Annotated in this window: 22 protein-coding genes; 4 read left to right on the forward strand and 18 right to left on the reverse strand. The window is 69.3% G+C overall.

Annotated features, from left to right (window positions below; genetic code table 11):
* Positions 1–66 precede the first annotated feature (66 nt).
* The 5 genes from OG736_RS41495 to OG736_RS47375 form a co-directional block, all read right to left on the reverse strand.
* Entirely contained in the window at positions 67–882 is an 816-nt protein-coding gene (locus OG736_RS41495) for an ABC transporter permease (RefSeq protein WP_327187063.1), read from the reverse strand.
* Positions 883–949: 67 nt separating this feature from the next.
* Complete coding sequence (locus OG736_RS41500; protein WP_327187064.1) at positions 950–1,909, reverse strand: ATP-binding cassette domain-containing protein; 960 nt, start codon at positions 1,907–1,909, stop codon at positions 950–952.
* A gap of 281 nt (positions 1,910–2,190) precedes the next feature.
* Positions 2,191–2,451 carry a hypothetical protein gene (locus tag OG736_RS41505; protein ID WP_327187065.1) on the reverse strand — a complete coding sequence of 87 codons (261 nt, stop codon included), beginning with the start codon at positions 2,449–2,451 and terminating at the stop codon, positions 2,191–2,193.
* Positions 2,448–3,011, reverse strand: coding sequence for a hypothetical protein (locus tag OG736_RS41510; RefSeq protein WP_327187066.1), 564 nt, complete (start codon positions 3,009–3,011; stop codon positions 2,448–2,450). Before OG736_RS41510 ends, OG736_RS41505 begins: the two co-directional genes overlap by 4 nt.
* A gap of 78 nt (positions 3,012–3,089) precedes the next feature.
* Positions 3,090–3,536, reverse strand: coding sequence for an aromatic-ring hydroxylase C-terminal domain-containing protein (locus OG736_RS47375; RefSeq protein WP_442817136.1), 447 nt, complete (start codon positions 3,534–3,536; stop codon positions 3,090–3,092).
* Between the two features lie 130 nt (positions 3,537–3,666).
* On the opposite strand from OG736_RS47375, the gene OG736_RS41520 reads away from it, so the two are divergent.
* The gene (locus OG736_RS41520; protein ID WP_327187067.1) at positions 3,667–4,851 is read left to right on the forward strand and encodes a type III polyketide synthase; all 1,185 of its coding nucleotides are present in this window, start codon (positions 3,667–3,669) and stop codon (positions 4,849–4,851) included.
* A gap of 55 nt (positions 4,852–4,906) precedes the next feature.
* Here OG736_RS41520 and OG736_RS41525 read toward each other — a convergent pair whose 3' ends face one another.
* From OG736_RS41525 to OG736_RS41535, 3 genes are all read right to left on the reverse strand, one after another.
* Positions 4,907–7,069 carry an ATP-binding SpoIIE family protein phosphatase gene (locus tag OG736_RS41525; protein WP_327187068.1) on the reverse strand — a complete coding sequence of 721 codons (2,163 nt, stop codon included), beginning with the start codon at positions 7,067–7,069 and terminating at the stop codon, positions 4,907–4,909.
* 578 nt (positions 7,070–7,647) lie between these two features.
* Positions 7,648–8,634 carry an aldo/keto reductase gene (locus OG736_RS41530; RefSeq protein ID WP_327187069.1) on the reverse strand — a complete coding sequence of 329 codons (987 nt, stop codon included), beginning with the start codon at positions 8,632–8,634 and terminating at the stop codon, positions 7,648–7,650.
* A 217-nt stretch (positions 8,635–8,851) separates the two neighbouring features.
* Entirely contained in the window at positions 8,852–9,811 is a 960-nt protein-coding gene (locus tag OG736_RS41535; protein WP_327187070.1) for an NADP-dependent oxidoreductase, read from the reverse strand.
* An 866-nt stretch (positions 9,812–10,677) separates the two neighbouring features.
* Here OG736_RS41535 and OG736_RS41540 point away from each other — a divergent pair.
* Positions 10,678–11,550, forward strand: coding sequence for a helix-turn-helix domain-containing protein (locus OG736_RS41540; protein WP_327187856.1), 873 nt, complete (start codon positions 10,678–10,680; stop codon positions 11,548–11,550).
* Between the two features lie 110 nt (positions 11,551–11,660).
* Here OG736_RS41540 and OG736_RS41545 read toward each other — a convergent pair whose 3' ends face one another.
* The 7 genes from OG736_RS41545 to OG736_RS41575 all read right to left on the reverse strand — a co-directional run bounded on the left by OG736_RS41545 (position 11,661) and on the right by OG736_RS41575 (position 17,285).
* A complete protein-coding gene (locus OG736_RS41545) occupies positions 11,661–12,617 on the reverse strand; it encodes an amidohydrolase family protein (RefSeq protein WP_327187071.1) in 957 nt (318 codons plus the stop codon).
* Between the two features lie 42 nt (positions 12,618–12,659).
* Positions 12,660–14,246, reverse strand: coding sequence for a Na+/H+ antiporter (locus tag OG736_RS41550; RefSeq protein WP_327187072.1), 1,587 nt, complete (start codon positions 14,244–14,246; stop codon positions 12,660–12,662).
* Between the two features lie 67 nt (positions 14,247–14,313).
* Positions 14,314–14,685 (reverse strand): DUF2255 family protein, encoded by a 372-nt coding sequence (locus OG736_RS41555; RefSeq protein WP_327187073.1) that lies wholly within the window; start codon positions 14,683–14,685, stop codon positions 14,314–14,316.
* Between the two features lie 258 nt (positions 14,686–14,943).
* Positions 14,944–15,369, reverse strand: coding sequence for a nuclear transport factor 2 family protein (locus tag OG736_RS41560; protein WP_327187074.1), 426 nt, complete (start codon positions 15,367–15,369; stop codon positions 14,944–14,946).
* 109 nt (positions 15,370–15,478) lie between these two features.
* The gene (locus OG736_RS41565) at positions 15,479–16,495 is read right to left on the reverse strand and encodes a zinc-dependent alcohol dehydrogenase family protein (RefSeq protein ID WP_327187075.1); all 1,017 of its coding nucleotides are present in this window, start codon (positions 16,493–16,495) and stop codon (positions 15,479–15,481) included.
* A gap of 36 nt (positions 16,496–16,531) precedes the next feature.
* On the reverse strand, positions 16,532–16,921 hold the full coding sequence (locus OG736_RS41570) for a (R)-mandelonitrile lyase (RefSeq protein WP_327187076.1): 390 nt from the start codon (positions 16,919–16,921) through the stop codon (positions 16,532–16,534).
* A gap of 31 nt (positions 16,922–16,952) precedes the next feature.
* Positions 16,953–17,285 carry a carboxymuconolactone decarboxylase family protein gene (locus tag OG736_RS41575; protein WP_327187077.1) on the reverse strand — a complete coding sequence of 111 codons (333 nt, stop codon included), beginning with the start codon at positions 17,283–17,285 and terminating at the stop codon, positions 16,953–16,955.
* Positions 17,286–17,662: 377 nt separating this feature from the next.
* On the opposite strand from OG736_RS41575, the gene OG736_RS41580 reads away from it, so the two are divergent.
* Positions 17,663–18,508, forward strand: a complete 846-nt coding sequence (locus OG736_RS41580; protein ID WP_327187078.1) for a helix-turn-helix domain-containing protein — start codon at positions 17,663–17,665, stop codon at positions 18,506–18,508.
* Positions 18,509–18,586: 78 nt separating this feature from the next.
* Positions 18,587–19,456, forward strand: a complete 870-nt coding sequence (locus OG736_RS41585) for a helix-turn-helix transcriptional regulator (RefSeq protein ID WP_327187079.1) — start codon at positions 18,587–18,589, stop codon at positions 19,454–19,456.
* Positions 19,457–19,841: 385 nt separating this feature from the next.
* Here the strand turns inward: OG736_RS41585 and OG736_RS41590 are convergent, their stop codons facing one another.
* The 3 genes from OG736_RS41590 to OG736_RS41600 all read right to left on the reverse strand — a co-directional run bounded on the left by OG736_RS41590 (position 19,842) and on the right by OG736_RS41600 (position 22,012).
* Entirely contained in the window at positions 19,842–20,711 is an 870-nt protein-coding gene (locus tag OG736_RS41590) for a helix-turn-helix domain-containing protein (RefSeq protein ID WP_327187080.1), read from the reverse strand.
* Between the two features lie 189 nt (positions 20,712–20,900).
* Positions 20,901–21,599 carry a type 1 glutamine amidotransferase domain-containing protein gene (locus tag OG736_RS41595; RefSeq protein WP_327187081.1) on the reverse strand — a complete coding sequence of 233 codons (699 nt, stop codon included), beginning with the start codon at positions 21,597–21,599 and terminating at the stop codon, positions 20,901–20,903.
* A 20-nt stretch (positions 21,600–21,619) separates the two neighbouring features.
* Complete coding sequence (locus tag OG736_RS41600) at positions 21,620–22,012, reverse strand: nuclear transport factor 2 family protein (RefSeq protein WP_327187082.1); 393 nt, start codon at positions 22,010–22,012, stop codon at positions 21,620–21,622.
* Between the last annotated feature and the right edge of the window lie 16 nt (positions 22,013–22,028).

Consider the following 22,028-nt stretch of genomic DNA (forward strand, 5'->3'; position numbering starts at 1 on the left):
CGGACAGCAGGGCGGGGTCCGCACTGTGGGTGCGGACCCCGCCCGGCCGGGTCGGTCACCGGAGGATCATCCGGCGTTCTTGCGGTAGGCGCGCATGGCCAGCGGGAAGAAGACGGCGATCACGCCGGCCATCCAGGCGAAGGTGCCGGCCAGGGAACCGGCGACGGGGCCGCCGTTGAGCAGGCCGCGGACCGTGTCGGCCACCAGGGAGACGGGGTTGACGTCGGACCAGGCCTGGAGCCAGTCGGCCATGTCGTCCCGGGGGACGAAGACGTTGCTGGCGAAGGTGAGCGGCAGGATCAGGATGGTCATGAGGCCCTGTACGGAGGCGGGGTTCTTGATCAGCATCCCGAGGTACACCGAGATCCAGGAGAAGCTGAGGGCGAAGCCGACGAGCAGGGCGAGCGCGGCGAGCGAGGCGACCGGGCCGGTCTCGACGCGGTAACCCATGACCAGGGCGAGGGCGACCAGGGTGCCCAGGCAGACGACATAGCGGACGATGTCGGCGAGGACGGCGCCGATCAGCGGGCTGGAGCGGGCGATCGGCATGCTGCGGAACCGGTCGAAGATCCCCGTACTGGCGTCCGCGCAGAGCGAGGCACCGATGCCGACGCTGGCCTGGAAGACGGCCATGACCATGACGCCGGGAGTGACGAGCTGAAGGTAGCGGTCGGTGTCACCGCCGGACATGGCTTCCCCGAAGAGGTAGATGAACATCAGCAGGCTGATGATCGGGGTGAGGATCACGTCGACCAGTTGGATCGGCGACTTCATGAACCTGGTGACGCCGCGGCCGGCGAGGGCGAGGCTGTGCCGGGCGGTCTGCGCGAGGCCGACACGGCCGGCGAGTTCGGCGTGGACGAGGAGGGGCTGGGTGCTCATGACGGGGTCCTCTCGGGAAAGTCTGTACGGAGCCGGGGGAGCCGGGGGAGCCGGGGGAGCCGGGGGCTCAGACGGCGACGGGCCGATCGCCGGTGACGGCGGGCGCGTGTCCGGTCAGGGCGAGGAAGACCTCGTCCAAGCTGGGCAGCCGCAGGCCGAGTTCGTCGGCGGTGATGCCGACGCCGTCCAGGCGGCGCGCGACCGCGGCGACGATCATCGGGTCGTCGGCCGGCACGGTGAGTACGCCGGAGTCCCGGGCGGGGGCATGTCCGGTCAGCTCGGCGAGCATCGCGGCGACCTGCGGCACATCGGCGGCCACGGTGGGCCGGACCTGGAGGATCTGGCCGCCCACGCGGCGCTTGAGCTCACCGGGGCGGCCTTCGGCGACCTTGCGGCCCTTGTCGAAAACGGTGATGGAGTCGGCGAGTTGGTCGGCCTCCTCCAGGTACTGGGTGGTGAGCAGCACCGTGGAGCCATCGGCGACCAACTGCCGTACCACCTCCCAGACTTCCTGCCGGGCGTGCGGGTCCAGGCCGGTGGTGGGCTCGTCCAGGTAGAGCACCTGGGGCCGGCCGACCAGGGAGGCGGCCAGGTCCAGACGCCGTCGCATCCCGCCGGAGAAGGTGGCGATCGGCTTGCGGGCCGCCTCGGCGAGGGAGAAGTTCTCCAGGAGCGTGGCGGCCCTCGCCTTGGCATCGCGCCGGGACAGGCCGAGCAGCCGCCCGATGAGCACCAGGTTCTCGGCGCCGGACAGGCTCTCGTCCACGGAGGCGTACTGACCGGTCAGCCCGATCAGCTGCCGGACCTTGACCGGGTCCTTGACGATGTCGTGGCCGCCGACGGTGGCGTGTCCGCCGTCGGGGCGCATCAGCGTGGCCAGGATGCGCACGGTGGTGGTCTTGCCGGCGCCGTTGGGACCCAGGACGCCGACGACCTTGCCGGCCGGGACCTCCAGGTCGACACCGTCCAGGGCGGTGAAATCGCCGTACTTCTTGACCAGTCCCTCGGCCCGGATCGCATATGTCATGATCGACAACTCCTCGTCAGGTCTTCGTCGTTCTCGATGACCATGACGATGCCGGGCCTTGCTGACAGTCCGCGGACAGCACGCTGACAGCGGTCGTCGACGCCTGACAGGCGGTGTCGGACGGTGTCAGGCAGTGTCGGGTACTTCGCCGGCCTGCGGCGCGAAGCGTGGGTTTGACGTTCCGTGCATACCTGGCATCGAGCGTCCCGACAACGGATGACGGGTGACCGACGCCCGCACCGGCCGGGAGCGCTGCTCGCAAGGGTGTGAGCAGCGCCCGCTCACAGGCGGGTCCGGCGGCGGACGGAGAGGACGCGCAGCGACAGCGCGACAGCCAGGAGGATCCAGGCCGCTATGCCGTGCGCCCACGTCGCCTCGTCCCGTACGGCGCCGACGAAGCTCCAGGCAGCCCAGAGAGCCAGGACGACACAGAGAGCCGTCCACGCGATGCCGGAGATGCGGGTCCGCAGCTGAGCACGTTGCCTGGTGCCGGGCTCCAGATCGCCGAGTCCGGATTGGCCGGGCGCCTCCCGCGGTGTCATGCGTCCCCTCCTTGGCGGTGTGCGGTGTGGTGAGCGTGAGCCGGGACGTCCTCGCCGTCGAGGGACGCCTGCATGGCGCGCAGACGTCGATGCTGGAGGTTGCCGTTGCCGACACTCCAGGCGAGGAAGACCACGGTGAGCAGGGCGAAGCCGATCGTCTGCCGGGGGCCCGAGGTGAGGGCCACCAGGGCCGTCACGGTACAGAAGAGGACCGCGAGGAACACCAGGGCCGCCACACGGTGACGCGTGCGGTGCAGACGCTGTGCGACCAGAGAGCGCATCGCCTCGCGCTCGGCCGGGTCGACGGGTACCTCACCCTTGCGTAGCTTCCCGTCCAGCGAGACGAGGCCGTTCGTGCTACCGCCGGCCGCTCGCCTCTCCCGGCGGCGCACGACGAGCACGACGACGATGCCACCGATGGAGACGAAGGCGGTGCGCAGCACGACCGAGAGAGCCGAGCGCCCTGGGTACAGGAGCATGACCAGGGCGCTGGCACACAGGATCGACAGCACGAACTGCAGCCACAGGTGTTTGCCCAGAAAGGCGTTGACACGTTCCACGGTTGCCGGCTCCTTCCGTGCGGATTCGCCCGTCCGCGTACCCCGGCTGGGTTTACACAATCCGGCAAGTCGAGTCAGCTAAATGGAAGTTGACGGTCCGATAGTCGAGCCGGCCGCGCTGTGGCGGAAGTTCTTCGGACTGCCGGACTGCCGGACTGCCGGACTGCCGGACCAACGGCCGACGGCCCGTGTGAACGCTTCGCGGTCGGGGGCGCGATCACCTGCCCAGGCGACCGTGCCGTCGGGTCGGACGAGCACGGCTCCGCGTCCGAGATCGTTTCTCGCGGGCCCGACCACATACCGGACCCTGCTCTCACGGCCCGTCGCCGCCCGGAGCGGCGCACCCGCCTGCACCGGGCGCCGTGTGGCTACATCAGAAGTCCGACCGGCCTCCGGCCTCCCTGGCTGACGGCGGCTCAGGCGAGATCGGTGGAACCGCTCCGAGGGCCCCTGTTTGAGCGATGTGTGCCGTATCACGCCACCAAGGGCCGCCCAAGTTGTCTGAATCACAGCGGAAATGTCCATTTAGCGTCCATGCTCGATGGCGACAGCGACTCCCGGAAGGGAGCCCATCGGCATGGGTGCGAAGTTCCAAAGTGCCCCATGGCGCAGCCCTCGTGACGTTTCTCCTCGTTCCCTCGGAAAGGTGCCCATCATGGCCGCTTACCTCTGTCCCCCTGCCGTGATACACGGCGAGCACGCCGTGGAGACCAGCCAGATCGTTGCGGAGGTGGGCGACCGGCATCCGCACGCGGCGTGGGCGCCGCGGGTCGACGGCATCGCGGCCAGTACGGGCATCGAGACCCGCGGGTGGATGCTGCCGCTGGAGACCGCCCTCGCGCCCGGCAACGGCGGCGGCCTGCGGGATGTCGGCACCGGGCCCGCCCAAGAGGCGCTGGCACGCGACGGGTTCAGCCGGCAGGACGTGGACCGCGTGATCGCCGCCCTCGAAGCGATACCCGCGCCGCAGACCGTCCAGGAGCGCACCGGGCCGGCCTGGGAGGCCGTGCAGTCCTACGGGGAGCGGGCGGCGCGTGGTGCCCTGCAGATCGCCGGGCTGGACGCCTCGGACATCGACTGCCTGATCACCAGTCACTCCACCACCCCGGCGCTGCCGGGTCTGGACGTCTCCCTGGCCAACAAGCTCGATCTCCGCAACGACGTGATGCTGCTGCCGGCCACGCAGTGGGCCTGTGTCGCGGGGACCCGCTCCCTGGCCCTGGCGGCGGATCTTGTGGCCGCGGACCCCGACCGGGTGGTCCTGGTCGTGATCGCGGAGGCGCTGAGCACGACCTACCAGCCCGCGGACGACACCATCGAATCCCTGATCGTCCGGTTGTTGTTCGCGGACACCGCGGTCGCCGCGGTGGTCACGGGCCGCCCGAGAAGCGAGTCGGTGCTGCGGCTGGACGCCGCCTGGCACCACACCCTGCCCGGCACCCGGGACCTGCACCGTCTGGACACGCGGGCGGACGGCACCCACTTCGTGATGGACCGGCGGGGGCCGCGCGCCGTGCAGGAGACGGTCACCGCGATGTGGGAGTGGCTGCGCGTCCGCTACCAGGACGACCCCGACTCCTGGCACCCCGACGTGCTGCTCGCGCACCCCGGCGGGACCCGGGTGCTGGAGTACATGGAGCAGACGATGCCCGACGCCTGGCCGTCGGGGCTGCTGGACTACAGCCGGGACAGCTACACCAGCGGCAACCGTGGAGGCGCCGCCGTGTTCGACATCCTGCGGCGGGCGCACGACGCCGGGCAGAAGTCGGGCAGTCGTGCCGTCCTGTACGCGGCGGCACCGGGCCTCACCGCCACCGCCCTGGAAGGTGAGTGGCTGTAGAGCGAGCACGTGCCGCGCTCGCGCACCTGGGCCGCGTCCCGTACTCGCAGCCGTGTCACCTTGCGACTTCCGCCCAGACCACCTTGCCGGTGTCCGTCCACCGCACCCCCCACCGGGTGGTGAGCCGGTGCACGATGTGCAGGCCACGCCCGGCGTCGCCGAGGAGGTCGCCCCGGCCCAGACGTGGCCTGCCGTTGCCGCTGTCGCCCACCTCGCACAGCAGGCCGTGACCCGCCCTGATCAGTCGTACCGTCACGGGACCGGCGGCAAAGCGCACCGCGTTCGTGACCAGCTCGCTGACCAGCAGGGTCACGTCGTCCCGGGTGTCGCTCCTGCTGTCCCATTGCCGCAGCAGCGCGGAGACGTGCGCGCGGGCACGGGCAGGCGCGTCGTCGCGGGCGGGCAGCCGCCAGGTCGCGGTGTCCCCCTTGCGGTAGCCGATCATGCGCGCGAGCAGCAGGGTCACATCGTCGCGCTGGCGCACCGGCGCCAGCGTGGAGACGACGTGCCGTGCGGCCTGCTGGAGGGTGTCCCAGGGGTGCACCGTGGCCACGGTGTCCGCCAGCCTGTCGATGCCCTCGTCGATCGACAGGGCCGGATCCTCCACCAGGCCGTCGGTGTAGAGGGCGAGCAGGGAGCCCGGGGGAGCGTGGAACGTGTGCACGTCGAACGGTTCCCGCAGTGCGAACTCGGCGCCCAGGCCGGGGTGTGGGCGGACCGCGAGCGGGCCCGCGTGTCCGTCGGGAAGCACCAGGACCGGCGGGAGATGGCCGGCGCTGGCCAGCGTCACGTGGTGGCTGACCGGGTCGTAGAGGGCGATGCAGCAGGTGGAGCCGAGGGCGCTGTAGCCGGCCGCCAGCCCGGACTCCGCGTCGTCCAGCAGCGTCACGGTCTCGTCCAGGTGTTCGAGCACTTCGTCCGGTGCCAGTCCCGCGGACAGCAGCGCGCGGGCCTCCATGCTCAGCTGGCCCATGGTCGCCGCGGCTCCCAGGCCGTGCCCGACGACGTCACCGACCACCAGCGCGGTACGGCCGTCCGGCAGCGGAAAGCTGTTCACCCAGTCGCCGCCGACGCCCGCGCTGTCGGGGGTGGCGGGCTGGTAGACGCTGGCGATCTCTATCGTGTGGCCGCCCGTCCGGGGCAGCAGCCGGCGCTGCAACGCCAGCACCTGCGTGTGTTCGCGCTGGTGCTGACGGGCCAGGTCGACGTGATGGGCGGTCCTGTCCACCAGTTCCTGGAGGTCGAACAACTCGCCGTCGCGGAAGGGGCGGTCCGCCCGCCGCCAGACCTCCGCGACGCCCAGTACGACGGGCGGCGCGCTGTCCAGGACCAGTGGCATGCACGCCACACTCGCCGACCGGTCACCGGGCACCAGGGCGCGGATCACTCGCGGACTGCCGAGCAGCCGCTCGATCGCCTTCCGGTCGGGTAGGACGATGGCCTGCGGGGCATCGTCCCGCAGTACCGCCTGCGCCAGCAGACGACTCGCGTCGCTCGGAAGATCGCCGCCCGGAGTCACATAGCCCTCGGGCCACGCCCGGTCCGGCACCAGGGCTGCCCGCCGCAGCCGGATGCGCCCCTGCGCCTGCTCGGTGACTCCCTCGCCCGTCCACACGGCGAAGTCGAGGTCGACGGCGGCCACGTCTCCCCAGGCCAACAGGGACTCCGCCAGCGACTGCGCGGTCTCGCCGATGTCCAGCGAGGTGCCGATCGCGGTCTCGGCGGCGTACAGGTGCAGCCTCCTGGCCATGGCGATCAGGGAGACGGTCAGGCCCTCCTGAGGTGCCGCGGCGGGCAGGATGCTCAGCGAGACCACCAGCTCCGACCCGTCGGCGCGCCGCAGGCGCTGGATCCGGGCGACATGTGCCTCACCGATCTCCAGGACCTGCCGCAGTCGCCGCGTGACCGTCGGTACGTCCCCGGGAGGCAGGAGATCGGCGAAAGGGCTCCCGGCCACGGCGTCCAGCCCCGCGAACACGGCGGCGTCCAGGTTGCAGCGGGTGATCCTCAGATCCCTGTCCAGGTTCACCACGCCGAGAATCTGATCGTGACGGTCGACTGCGGGGCTCTCGGCTGCGCGTCGGCCGGTGGTGCGCTCGCCCTGCGCGCTGTCAGGACCGGCGGTCGCTGCCGCACCGCCGCGCGAACCGTAGCGCCCCAGGGCGCTGCTGACCAGGTCGAACGGCGATGAGGACGAGGGCGACGGCGTGGAGTCCATGCGGCTCTCTCGGCAATCCCCGGCACAGGGCCGGGGCCGTACTCGGACCCGTGCGACGGGGCCCCGAGATCCCTGACCGCACACCTCATTGAATAACACCGGGGGTCGCTTCGCCCACCAGCGGATCGCGCGATGAGCACCGGCCGTGAGGAATGCCGCGGCCGGTGGGGCCGTGCTCACCATGCCGCGGCCGGTGGGGCCGTGCTCACCATGCCGCGGCCGGTGGGGCCGTGCTCACCATGCCGGGGGAGAGGGGGGCGTCGCCCGCCGGTGTTCGACGACCGCCGCAGGACCACCGGGCGCCGGAGCCGACGGTGACGGTGACGGTCGATCCGAGATCGCTGCGGAGGCGCGGGCGCAGGAGCAACACGAGAGCACAGCCCGGCCCAGCCATGATCAGGCCGAGCGACAGGACCCTTCCGGGTGAAAGCCCAGGTCAGTAGGTCGCTATCGTGCACCTGACACCTGACACCTGACACCTGACACCTGACACCTGACACCTGAAAGAGGCTCGGCTTCGCGGCGAGTAGCCCACCAGCAGGCTCTTCGGACCGGTCGCGGAGTACCGCCGTCGTCCGTTACTTGTCGACCAGCGACATGTGGTGCTCGTTGTAACGGTCTCCCTGAACCCCGACCCGGCCGGCGAGTTCGTTGAGGTCCGCCAGTTCGTCGGGAGACAACGGCAGCTTGGTGGCGCCGGAGTTCTCGTCGATTCGCGCGATGTGTCGTGTGCCCGGAATCGGAACGATCCACGGATCCTGTGCGAGCAGCCAGGCAAGTGCGACCTGCCCGGGTGTGGCGCTCTTGGTTTCCGCGAGGGTGGTGATGTGTTCGACGAGAGCCTGGTTCGCCGCCCGGTTCTCGGCCGTGAATCGTGGAATGTTCGTGCGGACGTCACCGGTCACGAACGAGGTCGACGCGTCCACCGTGCCGGTCAGGAATCCCTTGCCGAGCGGGCTGAAGGGCACGAATCCGATCCCGAGCGCCGCGCACGTCGGCAGGACCTCCGGCTCGGGATCCCTCGTCCACAGCGAGTACTCGCTTTGCACCGCGGTCACGGGGTGGACCGAGTGTGCGCGGCGGATGGTCTCCGCACTGGCTTCCGAGAGCCCGAAGCAGCGGACCTTGCCCTCCTGCACGAGCTCACCCACCGTGCCGGCGACCTCCTCGATGGGCACCGCCGGATCAACGCGATGCTGGTAGAACAGGTCCAGCCTCTCGACCCCGAGCCGTTTCAGGGAGGCCGCGGCGACGGCACGGATCTGCTCGGGCCGACTGTTGAGTCCGGCGGGGGCGCCGTTCTCGATGCGGAATCCGAACTTGGTGGCGATCACGACCTGGTCACGCACCGGAGCGAGGGCCTCGCCGACAAGCTCCTCGTTGACGTAAGGGCCGTACACCTCCGCGGTGTCGAAGAAGGTGATCCCGCGGTCGACGGCGCCACGCAGTACAGCGATCATGTCGCTCCGGTCACCGGGGTTCGGCCCGTAACTCTGGGACATGCCCATGGCGCCGAGGCCGATGGCGGAGACCCGCAGGTCGCGCCCGAGCGTTCGCGTGTGCATTGTTTCTCCTTGTCGAGGCCGGCACCGGCCGGCCGATGTCGAGTGCAGGACGGCCGGTCGCGGAGTCCTGCGTCGTTCCAGCGGCCCATGGCGCCCGGAGCGTGCGGTCGGTTTCCGGCGTCTCCGGTTCGCAACGGTGAATGAGCAAGGCCGATGGTGGAGGCGCCGTCGGTGTTCAGGGCTTCCAGGTGAGCGAAGTGGTGCCTGGTGAGCCGGGCTACCACGCTTCGTTGTCGAACGAGAGGACGATTCGTTCGCGCAGGCCGCCCTGCTCGAGCCGGGCATGGGCCGCAACCGCCTCGTCCGCATCGAAGGACATTGCGGCGCGCAGTGTGATGGTGCCGTCTTCGACCTGGTCGCGCAGACGTACGATCGCATCCCGGTCCGTCCGTCGTTCTCGCACGTTGAGGTGCTTGACCTTGACTCCGCGCCCTGGATCGCCGTCCCAAGAGCGCAGGATGCCGATCTGGCCGCCGTCACGCACGGCGGGAGCGATCTGCTCGTGCAGCAAGGCGGCATCAGCCACCGCGTCCACCGGGGTACCGAGCTCGTCGAGTACCCGGAGGGCGATGTCGGGGCCGCGCGGTATGAACGCGTGCGCGCCGAGTGAGCCCAGGAGGTCGGCATCTTCCTCTGCCGCGACGGCCACGACACGAAGGCCCGCCGCGGCACCGAGTTCCACGAGGTATCCGCCGACCGATCCGGCAGCGCCTGTCACCAAGAGCGTGGCGCCTTCTGGCAGCCGAAATGCGTCGAGCACGTTGTGAGCGGTGAGCGCATTGTTGAGGAAACCGGCCGTCTCGGCGGCGGAGGCATTCGAGGGAGCGATGGCCACGGACCGCGCGGGCAGGGCGAGATATTCGCTGTAGCCGCCGTGCCTTCCGACGTTGTCGACGAATCCCACGACGTGTTCGCCCGGCACCAGGCCCCAGCGAGGGTCGACATCGCTGCCCACCTCTTCGACGGTACCTGCGACCTCCATCCCGGGGACGAAGGGCGGCGTGAGGCCCGTGTACATCTGCTCCAGCTGCCCGGACCTGACCATTGCGTCCACGGGATTGACTCCGGCGGCGTGAACACGGAGTCGCACCTCCTCGGCTCCAGGGTGCGAGTCGGGGAGTTCGAAAGATTGCAGCACTTCCGGTCCTCCGAACTCGCGCAGTCCAATGACTTTCATCCGGCTGTTTCCTGACTTCTCGCGATGTGAGGTGGCGAGGCTCAATGGATTTCTCGCGCAGAGCCATCGGTTATCGTACCCAGGCACTTGATCCTGAAGGGGGGAAGGTTTTTTCCCAGGATGAATCCTTCCCCTGTGCAGGGGTGGGTCGGCCGTGCAAGCTCTGTCTGCCCAGCAGCATCGTCCTTGGCATGAATTCTCGCGTCCGGACGACTGTGCATGCATCGATCCGGTGACTCATAGGTCCCCGCAAAAAAGATCCGTGGCCGCAATTCTTGCCCACAGTCATACTGCGGCTGCGACCCAATTCCAATTCCACCCCTGTCTGGAGAATCGCCGGCTCCCCGGCCGCAGAACCAGAGGCAGCCGTAGTGACTTCCTCCGCGCGGCCCGTACACGACGTACTGCCGCTCCCAGATTGAGAAGCAGTGATGACGATGACGTACAACCACCTCGAAGGACGGCAGCTTGATCGAGTACCGCGAGGCCAAGGACGACGTCCTGCACTGAGCATCCCCGCCCCAGCTCTGGAGCGGGCGGGCGAGCAGGGTGCCGAAAGCGTCGGCGGCCTGGGCGCCGCCCCGCCCGCCCGTTCGGACACACCGCTGGCGGTGCCGGCGTGCCGAGGCGTGCCGCTTTCCAGCACCACAGCCGTGGTCGGGGCATGACCAGCGAGCCGGCCGCTGGGGGCAACCGTTGGCCGCCCCCAGGGAGATCTTGCTCAGGGGGGTGCTTGCGGGCCCCTCGGCGATGACGGGGGGCACCCCGTGCCCTTCGCCCGGCGTCTCGACCTCCGGATGAGGACGGGGTTGGTGGTGAAGGGGCGTTTGGGGCGCGGGATCGCGGCAAGGTGCGAAGCTGTGGGTGTGCGACGCGATCCGAGCCTGGAGGAACTGGGGGCCTTCCTCAAGGCGCGCCGTGCCCAGCTGAGTCCGGACAAGGCCGGGCTGCCCGACAACGGTGAGCTCCGGCGTGTTCCCGGCCTGCGGCGTGAGGAAGTCGCTCAGATGGCCGCGATCAGCACCGACTACTACACCCGGCTCGAGCAGGGACGTGTCCAGGCGTCGACGGCCGTACTCGACGTGCTCGCACAGGTGCTCCGCCTCGACGGCGATCAGCGCGAGTACCTCCTGACCCTCGCAGGGAAGACGGCCTCGCCCATTGTCAGCCGGAGCGTTCGCCAACGAGTCCAGCCGCAGATGCGGCACCTGCTCGAGGACCTCTCCCTGACCGCGGGCTTCGTCATCGGACACAACACGGACCTGCTGGCGTGGAACGCCATGGCCGCCGCCCTGGTGATGGACTTCGGACAGGTCCCGGAGGAACAGCGGAACTACGTGCGCCTGGTGTTCACCGAGCCCGCCATCCGCGTGCTGTACCGGGACTGGGAGGACATGGCTCGCCTGGCCCTGTCCCACCTGCGCATGGACAGCAGGCGGAACCCTGATGACCCTCGACTGACTGCCCTCGTCGAGGAGCTCTCCGCGCTGGATGCGCATTTCCGCCTGTGGTGGACCTCGCACGATGTCGCCGTGCGGGCCGGCGGTACGAGGCTGCTCCGGCATCCCGTGGTCGGCGACCTGGCCCTCGAGCGGTCCACCTTCATGTGCGCCGAAGATCCCGAGCAACAGCTCGTCGTGTGGACCGCTGAGCCAGGAAGCCCCGCTCACGAGGCTCTGCGCTCTCTGGCGTCCACGATCGAGAGGACGCCTGAGGGACTGGACGGCGCCGCCGTGTGACGCCTTCGCCGAGCAGGCACATCGGACCTGGGCCCTGGAGACGTGGTTCGCCGACGGAACCGGCGGCGCAGTCTTCATGACCGCGTCGGCACGCGGCTTGCCATGGTTCGTCACGAGGCGCTCTGGAAGACACGCTTGGCGTTTGCCGTCGTGAGTGACCGCCACGTGCCGCCTTCCGCCGGCGGCTCGGCGGCGTCGATCGCCGCGATGTGCGCGTCGGCCAGCGGGGACGGCGTCCAGCAGTAGTCACTGCCGAAGAGCACGCGGTCCGGGTCGACGAGCTTCAACAGCGCCGGCACGTGGCGTGGGAAAGCGGTGCCCGCCATGTCGTAGTACAGACCGCGCAGTTGCTGCACCGCGTCCAACGGCGGCGGCTGCTGCGACTGCAGGAACAGGCTCATGAACTCGTTGATGCGATCAGCGAGGACGGGCACCGCACCGCCGCAGTGCGGGACGATCACCTTGATGTTCGGGTGACGTGTCAGGACGCCCGCCATCACCATGTCGGTGACGGTACGGGCCGTGTCGAAGATGTACTCGACCATCGGCCGCGGTCTGCCGAGTGCGGACACTTCCCAGCACAGCGGTGAGGTGGGGTGCAGGAAGACGACGGCCTGGCGGCGGTCGAGTTCGGCGAAGACCGGCTCCAGGCGCTGGTCGCCCAAATAGACCCCGTGCGTGTGGGTCAGCAGGGCCACGCCGTCGGCGTCGAGTCCGTCGAAGGCGAAGGCGATCTCCTCCAAGGATCCGCCCACGTCGGGAAGGGGCAGCGAGGCGAAGGTGCCGAAGCGACCCGGGTGGCCCCGGGCCAGTTCGGCGGTGTACTCGTTGACGCGGCGGGCGAGGAGGCGGGCCGCCTTGTCGTCGCCGAAGTGCACGCCGGGTGATGACATGGACAGCATCGCGGTCTCGATGCCGTTGCGGTCCATCAGGCCCAGGTGGGCTTGCACGGACCATGACGGCCAGCCGTCCATGCCGTCGGGGTGGCCGTGGCCGGCTGCCGTCGCCTGCTGGACGTAGAAGTCGGGGAGGAGATGGGCGTGGACGTCGATCAGGCCGGTGGACATGACGGGAGGTCCCTTCTGGCGTGTGGTGTCGTCCGGCTCGGCTCACTCCACCTGCTCGCGTCCGGCCAGCCGCACCTCTTCGTAGTCCAGGGCGGTCTGGAGGCGGCGCAGCACGGTGTCGTCGATCCGCTGTTCGTCGCGCAGGCGGACGACGGTTGCACGCTTGTGGGCGATGAGGGCGAGGCGGAGGTCGGTGTAGTGGCGGTTGTGGAGCAGTGCGGGATCCTCGTCGGTGCCGGCGCCTTCGGCCCGTACGGTCGCCAGGTGGGCCTCGTACTCCTGGCGCAGCCACTCCGTGACCTTGGGAGTGGTGCCCAGTTCGGCGGCGAGTTCCGGGAGCGCCTCGACGGCTTCCTCGGTTGCCGCGGTCTCGGCGAGGGTCTGTTCCTCGTCGACGGAGGTGTCGCGGGGCAGCCGGGCCCAGCGCACCACGCCCGGCAGCAGCAGTCCCTGCACGACGAGGGTCACCACGATGACGCCGGAGGTGACGAAGACGATGAAGGCGCGGTCGGGGAAGGGTGCGCCCGAGTCGACGGTCTCCGGCACGGAGAGCGCCACGGCCAGCGACACCGCGCCCCGGAAGCCGGCGAAGCCGCTGACGGTGCGTGCCCGGTGACTGATCCTCCGCAGCCGCTGCTGTGGACGTCGGTCGATCAGGCGGATCAGGTAGGCGGAGGAGAACAGGAACGCGAACCGGACGAGGACCAGCACCAGGCTGACGACACCGACGGCGATCAGTGCATCCCGCAGATCTGCGCGGCTCAAGTGGCGGAACGCGTATTGGAGTTCCACTCCGACCAGGACGAACAGGGCGCCGTTGATGATGAAGGTCGCCAGCGGCCAGAACGCCAACGCCTGGCGTCTGTGCTCGGCCCGGATCAGGCTCGGAGCCACCTGAGCCATGATCAGTCCGCTCACGACGACCGCGAGAACACCCGAGGCGTGGATCAGTTCGGCGAGCAGATAGGCCGTGAACGGTGCCAGGATCATGACGAGATTGCCCAGCAGGGGATCGTCCAGGCGGCGCCGGAGGTTCATGTTGACCCAGGCGACCGCCATCCCGACCGCGGCCCCGCCGCCGTACGCCAGCAGGAACAGCGCTCCGACGTGCGCAAGGGTGAGGTGCTCCTCGCCGACGGTGATGCCGACCGCCAGCCCGTAGACGACCAGCGCCGTGCCGTCGTTGACGAGGCTCTCCGCCCGGAGCACGGTGACCTCACGGCGCGGCAGGGAACCGGCCAGCGCGCCGACCGCGGTCGCGTCGGTGGGCGCCACGGCCGCGCCCAGAACCCACGCCGGCCCCCACGGCAGTCCCAGCACGTGCCCGGCGGCCGCGACGGCCCACGCCGTGAGGATCACCAGGACCGTGCTGAGCAGGACGATGCCGCGCAGGTTCGAACGGATCTCCCGCATGGACGTCGTCAGGCTCTCCCAGTACAGCAGCACGGGGAGGAAGAGCAATAGCACGACTTCGGGCGGGAGTTGGGTTTGGCGGACGGCCGGCACGAGCCCGATGAGGGTGCCCACCATCAGTAGGACGACGGGCGGCGCTACACCGAAGCGCTGCCCCAGGGCATTGCCCAGCAGCACGGCCGCGCCCAGGACGACGACGAGTTCAAGACCGAGCATGGGGCTTACTCCAGTGCTGGACCAGCTGTTCGTGGGGGTTCAGCGGCTTCCGCGGGGATCGTCCTGCTCATCGCGGGATCAGCCGCAGCGTCGTGGAGCGTGCGGCGACCATGGGGTCGACGTAGGCGCCGCCGAAGCGGCCGTACTTGGTGCGGTACGCCGTGTCGATACGGTCGTTGATCTCGTCGTCCTGCACCTCCACGAAGGTGACGGCCTTGGCGACTCCGCCGGAGCGGATGTGCCCCTCGTAGCTCGCACGGGCCGTACGCCACCAGCCGCCGTCCGTGCCTCGGAAGGAGCGGACGTAAAGGTCGTCACCGTCGCGGACGACCCAGATCGGCACCGGCCTCCACAGAGTGCCGTTGCGCCTGAGCGGTGCCATCTCCAACTCGTCAGCGGTGGCGATGCGGTTGAGGTCATCGCTCGTCCATGCCGTCATCGGTGTGTCTCCGATCTCCTTGATCCGGTGAGTACGCGAGGAAGCTCGTCAGGGTCGTCGGGCCGGCCTCCGGAAGAGATTCGCCGCAACACCGACGAAGGCCATGACCGCGGTGATGGTCAGGCTTTCGCGCAGGCTGTGCGGGATGTCGCCATGGGCTGCCGGCAGGGCGCCGAACGGACATGCGGGGGGCTCCTGAGACCGAGGAAGGCGTATGTACCGATGTGTTGCTGTCGAGGGGTTTCGGAAGACCTTCGGTCAGGCCGGACCTGGAGTGAGAGGCGCACCGAGGTAGCTACGGGTGATGCCGAGCGAGTCCTCGAATACGCGATAGTCGGTGATCCGGCCGTCGGCGATGGTGAAGCGCAGGATCATCTCGCTTTCGAGCACCTGCCCCGAGGGATGGAACCGGGAGGCGTACCGGCCCGGTACCAGCACCCGTCCGTCGGTCTCCACCAAGGAGCGCAGCTCAAATGCGAGCGGCTCGACGGCCGCGAAGAACGCGGCGAGAGACTGCCGGATCTCCTCCGGCCCGCTGCGGCGCCCAGCCCATGGCGTCAGGGCCGGATCACCGGGGATCGTCCAGGTGGCATTTGGAGCGAAGTGGGGGAGGATCCGTTCCATGTCGCGCGTACCGAGCGCCTTGACGTACGCCTCGACGGTGGCAATCGCCTCGCTGGTCATGGCGGTCGGTCCGTTTCTGCTGGGCTGCGGTGGGCGGGCGCTCACCGCTCGGTGGTGGCGGCGGTGGTGGGCGCGGCTCATCCTGCACCCACCACCGCCGGGCTTCATGTCACGGACGCAGCAGCGCCTTGATGGCGCGGCGCTCGTCCATGGCCTTGTAGCCTTCGGCGACCTCGTCCAGGGGCAGGGTGAGGTCGAAGACCTTGCCCGGGTCGATACGGCCGCTGACGACGCGGTCGATCAGGTCGGGAAGGTAGGCGCGCACGGGCGCAGGGCCGCCGCGTAGACCGACGTGGGAGAAGAAGAGTTCCTGGCCGTCGATCTGCACGCCGTGAGGCATGCCGACGAAGCCGACGTTGCCACCCGGGCGTGCGGACTGCAGGGCCTGGTGCATCGACTCCTGGGTGCCGACGCACTCCAAAACCGAGTCGGCGCCTACGCCGTTCGTCAGCTCCTTGACGCGGGCGACGCCCTCCTCGCCGCGCTCGGTGACGATGTCGGTGGCACCGAACTCCAGGGCCAGCTTCTGCCGGGGTGCGTGCCGGCTCATGGCGATGATGCGTTCGGCGCCCAGTTCCTTCGCCGCGATGACACCGCACAGGCCCACAGCACCGTCACCCACGACCACGGCCGTCGAACCCGGCCCGACCTCGGCCGCCTTGGCGGCGTACCAGCCGGTGCCCATGACGTCGGAGAGGGCCAGCAGACTCGGGACCAGCTCTGAGGCCGGCTGCTCCGGGGTGGCGACGAGGGTGCCGTCGGCGAGGGGGATGCGGACGTATTCGGCCTGGCAGCCGTTGGGGAAGTCACGGTGCCGGCAGGAGGTGTGGTAGCCGGCCCGGCAGACCGGGCAGGTGTTGTCGGAGGCGATGAAGGAGCCGATGACGAACTGACCGGGCCTGACATTGGATACGTCGCTGCCGACCTCCTCGACGATGCCGACGTACTCGTGGCCGATCGGCTGCGGCTCGGTGACTGGGTTGATGCCCCGGTAGCTCCACAGGTCGGAGCCGCACACGCAGGTGGCGACGGTACGGATGACGGCGTCCGTCGGTGCGACGATCTTCGGTTCGGGGACGTTCTCCACCCGGATGTCACCAGGCGCGTGGATGATGGTGGCTCGCATGATGCTCTCTCAGGTCGCGTCGGATCTGGCGTGGTGTCAGGGGCGGGTACGGGCGTTGGCGCGCGGTCCGTTGTACTCGTCGTCCGAGACGTGCTCGAGCCGGGTGGCGTCGTCCGTCTCCCACAGGGCGAGGTGGGTCATGAACTGGTCGGGCGTGGCACCGTGCCGGTGCTGCTCACCCGGAGGCGTGTGGAGGACGTCTCCGGGGTCGGCCTCGATGATGTTGCCGCCACGGGACTGCACCAGTGCGATGCCCTCGACGACGCAGAGGGTCTGGCCCAGGCCGTGGGAGTGCCAGGCGGTGCGGGCGCCAGGAGTGAAACGGACCATGTTGGCCCGCATCCGAGAGGGCTCCTCGCCACGGTGGATCACGTCGGCGTAGGCGTCGCCGGTGAACCATTCGGCGGGCAGCTTCAGCAGTTCCATGGTGTGTCTTTCCCTTGATGGGAGCGGTACCTCAGCCCGACTGCTGCGACTTCTCCACGATCGCCTTGAGCTCGGTCACCGCAGTCATCGCGTTGGGCCATCCGGCGTAGAAGGCCAGATGGGTGAGGGCCTCCACCAGCTCGTCCTTGGTCACGCCGTTCTCCAGCGCCTTGCCGAGGTGGAAGCCGAGCTGGTCGTTGCGGTACAGGGCGGCCAGAGCGGTGACGGTGACCAGGCTGCGGTCTCGCGGGGACAGACCCGGTCGCTCCCAGATGTCACCGAACAGGACCGTGTCGGTCACCTCGGCAAGCTTCGGGGCGAACTCCTGGATCGCCGGCGGTGCGAACTTCTTCCGCTCGGTCATGGGGTGGTGCTCCTTGTGTGTTCAGGGATTCGGGTGGCCCGGCCTGCGGCCGGGAGCTGGTTCATGTGCGGGTGCTCACCGAAGAACGTCAGAGAGCCGAGCACACCGATGCGGTCGGGGCCGACGTCCTCGCGCCCCGGTGGGCAGTGTGGAAGGAAGGGACGGCGAAGCCGCTCTGGGCCAGACCACCGGGCGTGGTGACCGGGGGACGTGACATCGGTCCTCGCTGTCTTCGCCGACGGCGCTCGCCGACCTCGTCTCGACCCTGCCACCATCGCGTGAGGCCGCAATGGGGAGAATTCCACCCCGGGCAAGGCTTATCCAGGGAAGAATCCTTCCCCCCCTCGTCAGGACGGGGCGGTGCGAGACTGGCCGGCATGACCAGCGACGCGCATGTGAACGAGCTGGGAGAATTTCTCAAGGAGCGGCGGGCCGAGTTGAGTCCACGCACCGTCGGTCTGCCCGAGACTGGTGGCCCGCGACGTGTGCCCGGCCTGCGCAGGGAGGAGGTCGCCCTGCTCGCGGCCATCAGCTCCGACTACTACACACGGCTGGAGCAGGGGCGTATACAGCCGTCCGCGCCGGTGCTGGCGGCTCTCGTCAGGGTCCTGCACCTGAACAACGACCAGCGGGACCACCTCTTCGAGCTGGCCGGTCGCCAGGCGACTCGCCCGCGCCGTCAGGCCGCACAGAAGGTGCAACCGCAGCTGCGTCGCCTGCTCGACGATCTCACCGCCACCCCCAGCGTGGTGATCGGTCGCCGCATGGACATCCTGGCGTGGAATTCCCTGGCAGCCGTCCTGCTCACCGATTTCGGGAAGGTGCCGGAGACGGAGCGGAACTATGTCCGCATCCTGTTCAGTGACCCTGCCATGCGGACGCTGTACGCGGACTGGCGGACCGTCGCCCGTGAGTGTGTGTCACATCTGCGCATGGCGGCTACCACGTACCCGGACGATCCGCGACTGGCCGGGCTGGTGGGTGAGCTCTCCGTGCATGACACGGACTTCGGCCGCTGGTGGGGGAGCCGTCACGTGGCGTCGCGCAGCATGGGCAGGGAGAAGTTCCACCATCCCGTCGCCGGGGAACTCGTCCTGGACCGGGACACCCTCGCCTGCGGCACGGATCCCGACCAGGAAATCGTCGTCTGGACGGCTGAGCCCGACACTCCCTCGCACGAAGGGCTGCGCGTTCTCGCGTCGTGGACGCCGCTCAGTCGTTGAAATCAAGCCTGAATACCCCAACCCTGGGAGAAATCCTTCCCCCTCACCTTTCGATCGAATGCGGCCACACTGGCTGCTATGTACAGCAAAGCGCCTTTGGTTGAACTGGGGGAATTCCTCAAGGCGTGCCGGGCCCGACTCAGCCCGCGCACCGTGGGCCTGCCCGAGTCCGGAGCATCTCGGAGGGTGACGGGCCTGCGCCGTGAGGAGGTCGCTCAGCTGGCGGGGCTCAGCACCGACTGCTACGCGCGTCTGGAACAGGGGCGTGTCCCCGTGTCGAGGCCGGTGCTCGCGACGCTCGTCAGGGTTCTGCATCTTGACGATGCTGAGCGGGACCACGTGTTCGAGCTGGCCGCACGGGGAGACTGCGTGCCGTCCCGCCGACCGGCGCAGAAGATCCAGCCGCAACTGGGGCGGCTTCTGGACGAGCTGACGGCGACGCCCGCGCTGGTCCTGGGCCGGCACATGGACATCCTGGCCTGGAACTCTCTGGCGTCCGCTCTCTTCACCGACTTCCATCGCGTCCCGGAGAAAGGGCGCAACTACGTCCGGCTGCTCTTCACCGAGCCCGCCTTCCGCGACCTCCACGTCGACTGGAGTACGGTCGCCCGGAGCTGCGTCGCGCAACTGCGCCTGCTGGCCGCCCGGCGCCCCGGGGCACCCGGATTGACGGCGCTCGTCGGCGAGTTGTCGGTGGCGGACGCCGACTTCCGGCAGTGGTGGGCAGGCCGCCACCTGGCCGGCCTGCGGGTGGGCACCAAGAAGCTGCGCCACCCGGTCGTCGGCGACCTCACGCTCGACTGGGACAGCCTGACCTGCTCGGCCGACCCCACGCAGCAGTTGGTGATCCTGACCGCGGAGCCCGGGACGCCGTCCCATGACGGACTGCGCCTCCTGGCGTCATGGACTGCCGATCCGTACGAGCCGGAACGGGATGTGACAGCTTGAGTGGCACTCAGAAGGTCAGGACGAGCCGGCCTCGCACCCCGCCGGCAGCCGGCACCTGATGGGCCTCGGCGGCCCGTTCCGCCGGAAACGTCTTCGCGGCCCGGAGGGGTGATCCGGCCCTCCTCCACCTGCTGCTGGAGCCGGTCGAGCTGACGAGCGTGGCGGAACACGGCGATCGGCTCGACAGACGACGTCTCCAGCCGGGACCCGTGCAGCGTCACCACGGGGCCGCCGCCCCGGACCGCCCGAGTGGTGAGAGCGCCGACCAGCGCCTCGTCGAGGAGCCCCTCGACGCGTCGGGAACTTCCGCGCGTACCCGGTCCGGGTCCCTGAACAGGGGAAGGGCTTTCCTCCGAATCCGACCGCGCTCATCTCGGGAAAGGGCTCAACCGAAGGAGCCGGATGCCGTCCGCTTCTGGTCCGCTGCCCAGGACGCCAGCAGACGCAACCCGTCGTGCGAAGGGGAACCGGGTGCTGCGGTCCACACGATGATGTGCTGCTCGGGATCCGTGGCACAGGTGAGCGTGTCCCAGTCGAGCGTCAGCTCCCCGACCACTGGGTGACGAAGCTTCTTGGTGCCCTTGCCCCGCGTGGCGACGTCGTGCTCGGTCCACCACTGCCGGAACTGCGCGTCGCGGGCAGAGAGCTCCTCGACCAGATCGGTGAGGCGCTGGTCGCCGGGGTAGCGCGCACTCTGCATGCGCAGCTGGGCGATGGCCAGACGGGTGACCTCTTCCCAGTCCGCGTACAGCTCGCGCATCCAGGGTTCGGCGAACAGCAGCCGGACGAACACGCGCTCCTGCTCCGGGTAGCGCCCGAAATCGGTCCACAGGGCGGCGGCGAGCTGGTTCCAGGCCAGGATGTCGGTCCGCCGACCGATCACGAACGCCGGAGTGGCGGTGAGATCGTCCAGCAGGCGCCGTAGTTGGGTGTCCACCTGCTGGCGCTCGCCTGCCCTGGGCGTGCGCACCGTCTCCTTCGCCGCGAGCTCGAACATGTAGGTGCGCTGGTCCTCGTTGAGGCGGAGCACTTGGGCGATCTCGTTCAGCAGGGGACTCGACGCCTGGAGACGGCCCTGCTCGATCCGCGCGTAGTACTCGGTGCTGATCGCGGCCAGAAGGGCCACTTCCTCGCGGCGCAGACCGCGCACACGCCGCCGTTGGCCGCCGCGCAGCCCGACCTCCTCGGGGCTGAGCTCGGCACGGCGGGCCTTGAGGAACTCTCCCAGCTCGTTCAGGTGCGGTTTGCGGTTCATCATCCCCAGCGTCGCACAGAGGCCAGGCGTTGTGAGGGGGAAGGATTCTTCCTACGTTGCGTTCGACCAGCGTGGGAGAATCATGCGTTTCGACGTTTGTATCCGCATGTGACGAGACTCGGCGGCCAGGCCGCGGCGCTGAGCGCGACCCGGCCGCCGAGTGAGCGCACCGCTGGGACGTCTGGGACGTCAGCCCAGTGCCTTGAGCAGCTCCTGGGCCAGTGCCACCGCCGAGCCAGGGTTCTGCCCGGTGAACAGGGTGCGGTCGACCTCGACGTGCGGGGTGAACGGCTCGGCCTCGCGGTAGTCCGCCTTGAGCTCGCCGACGAGGCGGTCCTGCAGCAGCCACTTCGCGCGGTCCGCGAGACCGTTCTGCTCTTCCTCAGCGTTGGAGAGGCCGGTCAGGCGGTAGCCGGTGAACGGGGACGTCCCGTCCGCACCGATGGTGGCCAGGAGCGCCGCGGGGCCGTGGCACACCAGGGACACCGGCTTGCCGGAGGCGAGCCATTCGGTGAGCAGCTTGCCGGACGCGGCGTCGTCGGGCAGGTCCTCCATCGGGCCCCAGCCGCCGGGGTAGAACACGGCGACGTAGTCGTCGATGTTCACGTCCTCGATGCGCATCGGATGTGCCAGCTCGGTGGCCTCGCGCAGCGCGCTCCGCATGCGCTCGGCGCCTTCCTCGCCGCCGTTGAACTCCGGGCTGAGGCTGAGCGCGTCCGCCGTGGGCGCCACGCCTGCCGGCGTGGCGGCGGCGATCTCGTACCCGGCCTCCTTGAAGACCTGGTACGGGCCGAGCGCTTCCTCGGCCCAGAACCCGGCGGGCTGCCGGGTTCCGTCGGCCAGCGTCCAGTGGTCGGACGCGGTGATCACGAAGAGGATCTTCGCCATGAGGGTCTCCCGGTGCTGGGTCAGCCCTTGAGGGCTTCCTGAAGGACGTGGCTGTCGGCGGCCTGCTGCATCCGTACGGCCTTGCCGTCGCGGATGGTCCAGAGGTGGATGAAGCGGACGTCGGCCTTGTGCCCGGTCTTCGTCTCGGCGTGGTAATGCCCGTACACGAAGACGTGTCCTTGGTCGTCCGCGTAGAACTCCTCGGGCACCGCGCCGAAGGACTCGTAATTCGGCATCATCGCGCCGAAGAAGTCCTTCGCAGCACTGTCCCAGCCGTGGTACACGCCGCTGTTCGGAAAGCCCGGGGTGATGTCCCAGATGAGGTCCGGCGCCATGATCTCCGCGGTTGCTTCCGGGGACATTCCGGATTCGTAGAGCCGGCGGATGAGGGCGATGTTCGGGGAGTCGGACATAGTTCTCTCCTTGCGG

It is taken from the genome of Streptomyces sp. NBC_01334 (assembly GCF_035983595.1).
Classification (GTDB): Bacteria; Actinomycetota; Actinomycetes; order Streptomycetales; family Streptomycetaceae; genus Streptomyces; species Streptomyces coriariae.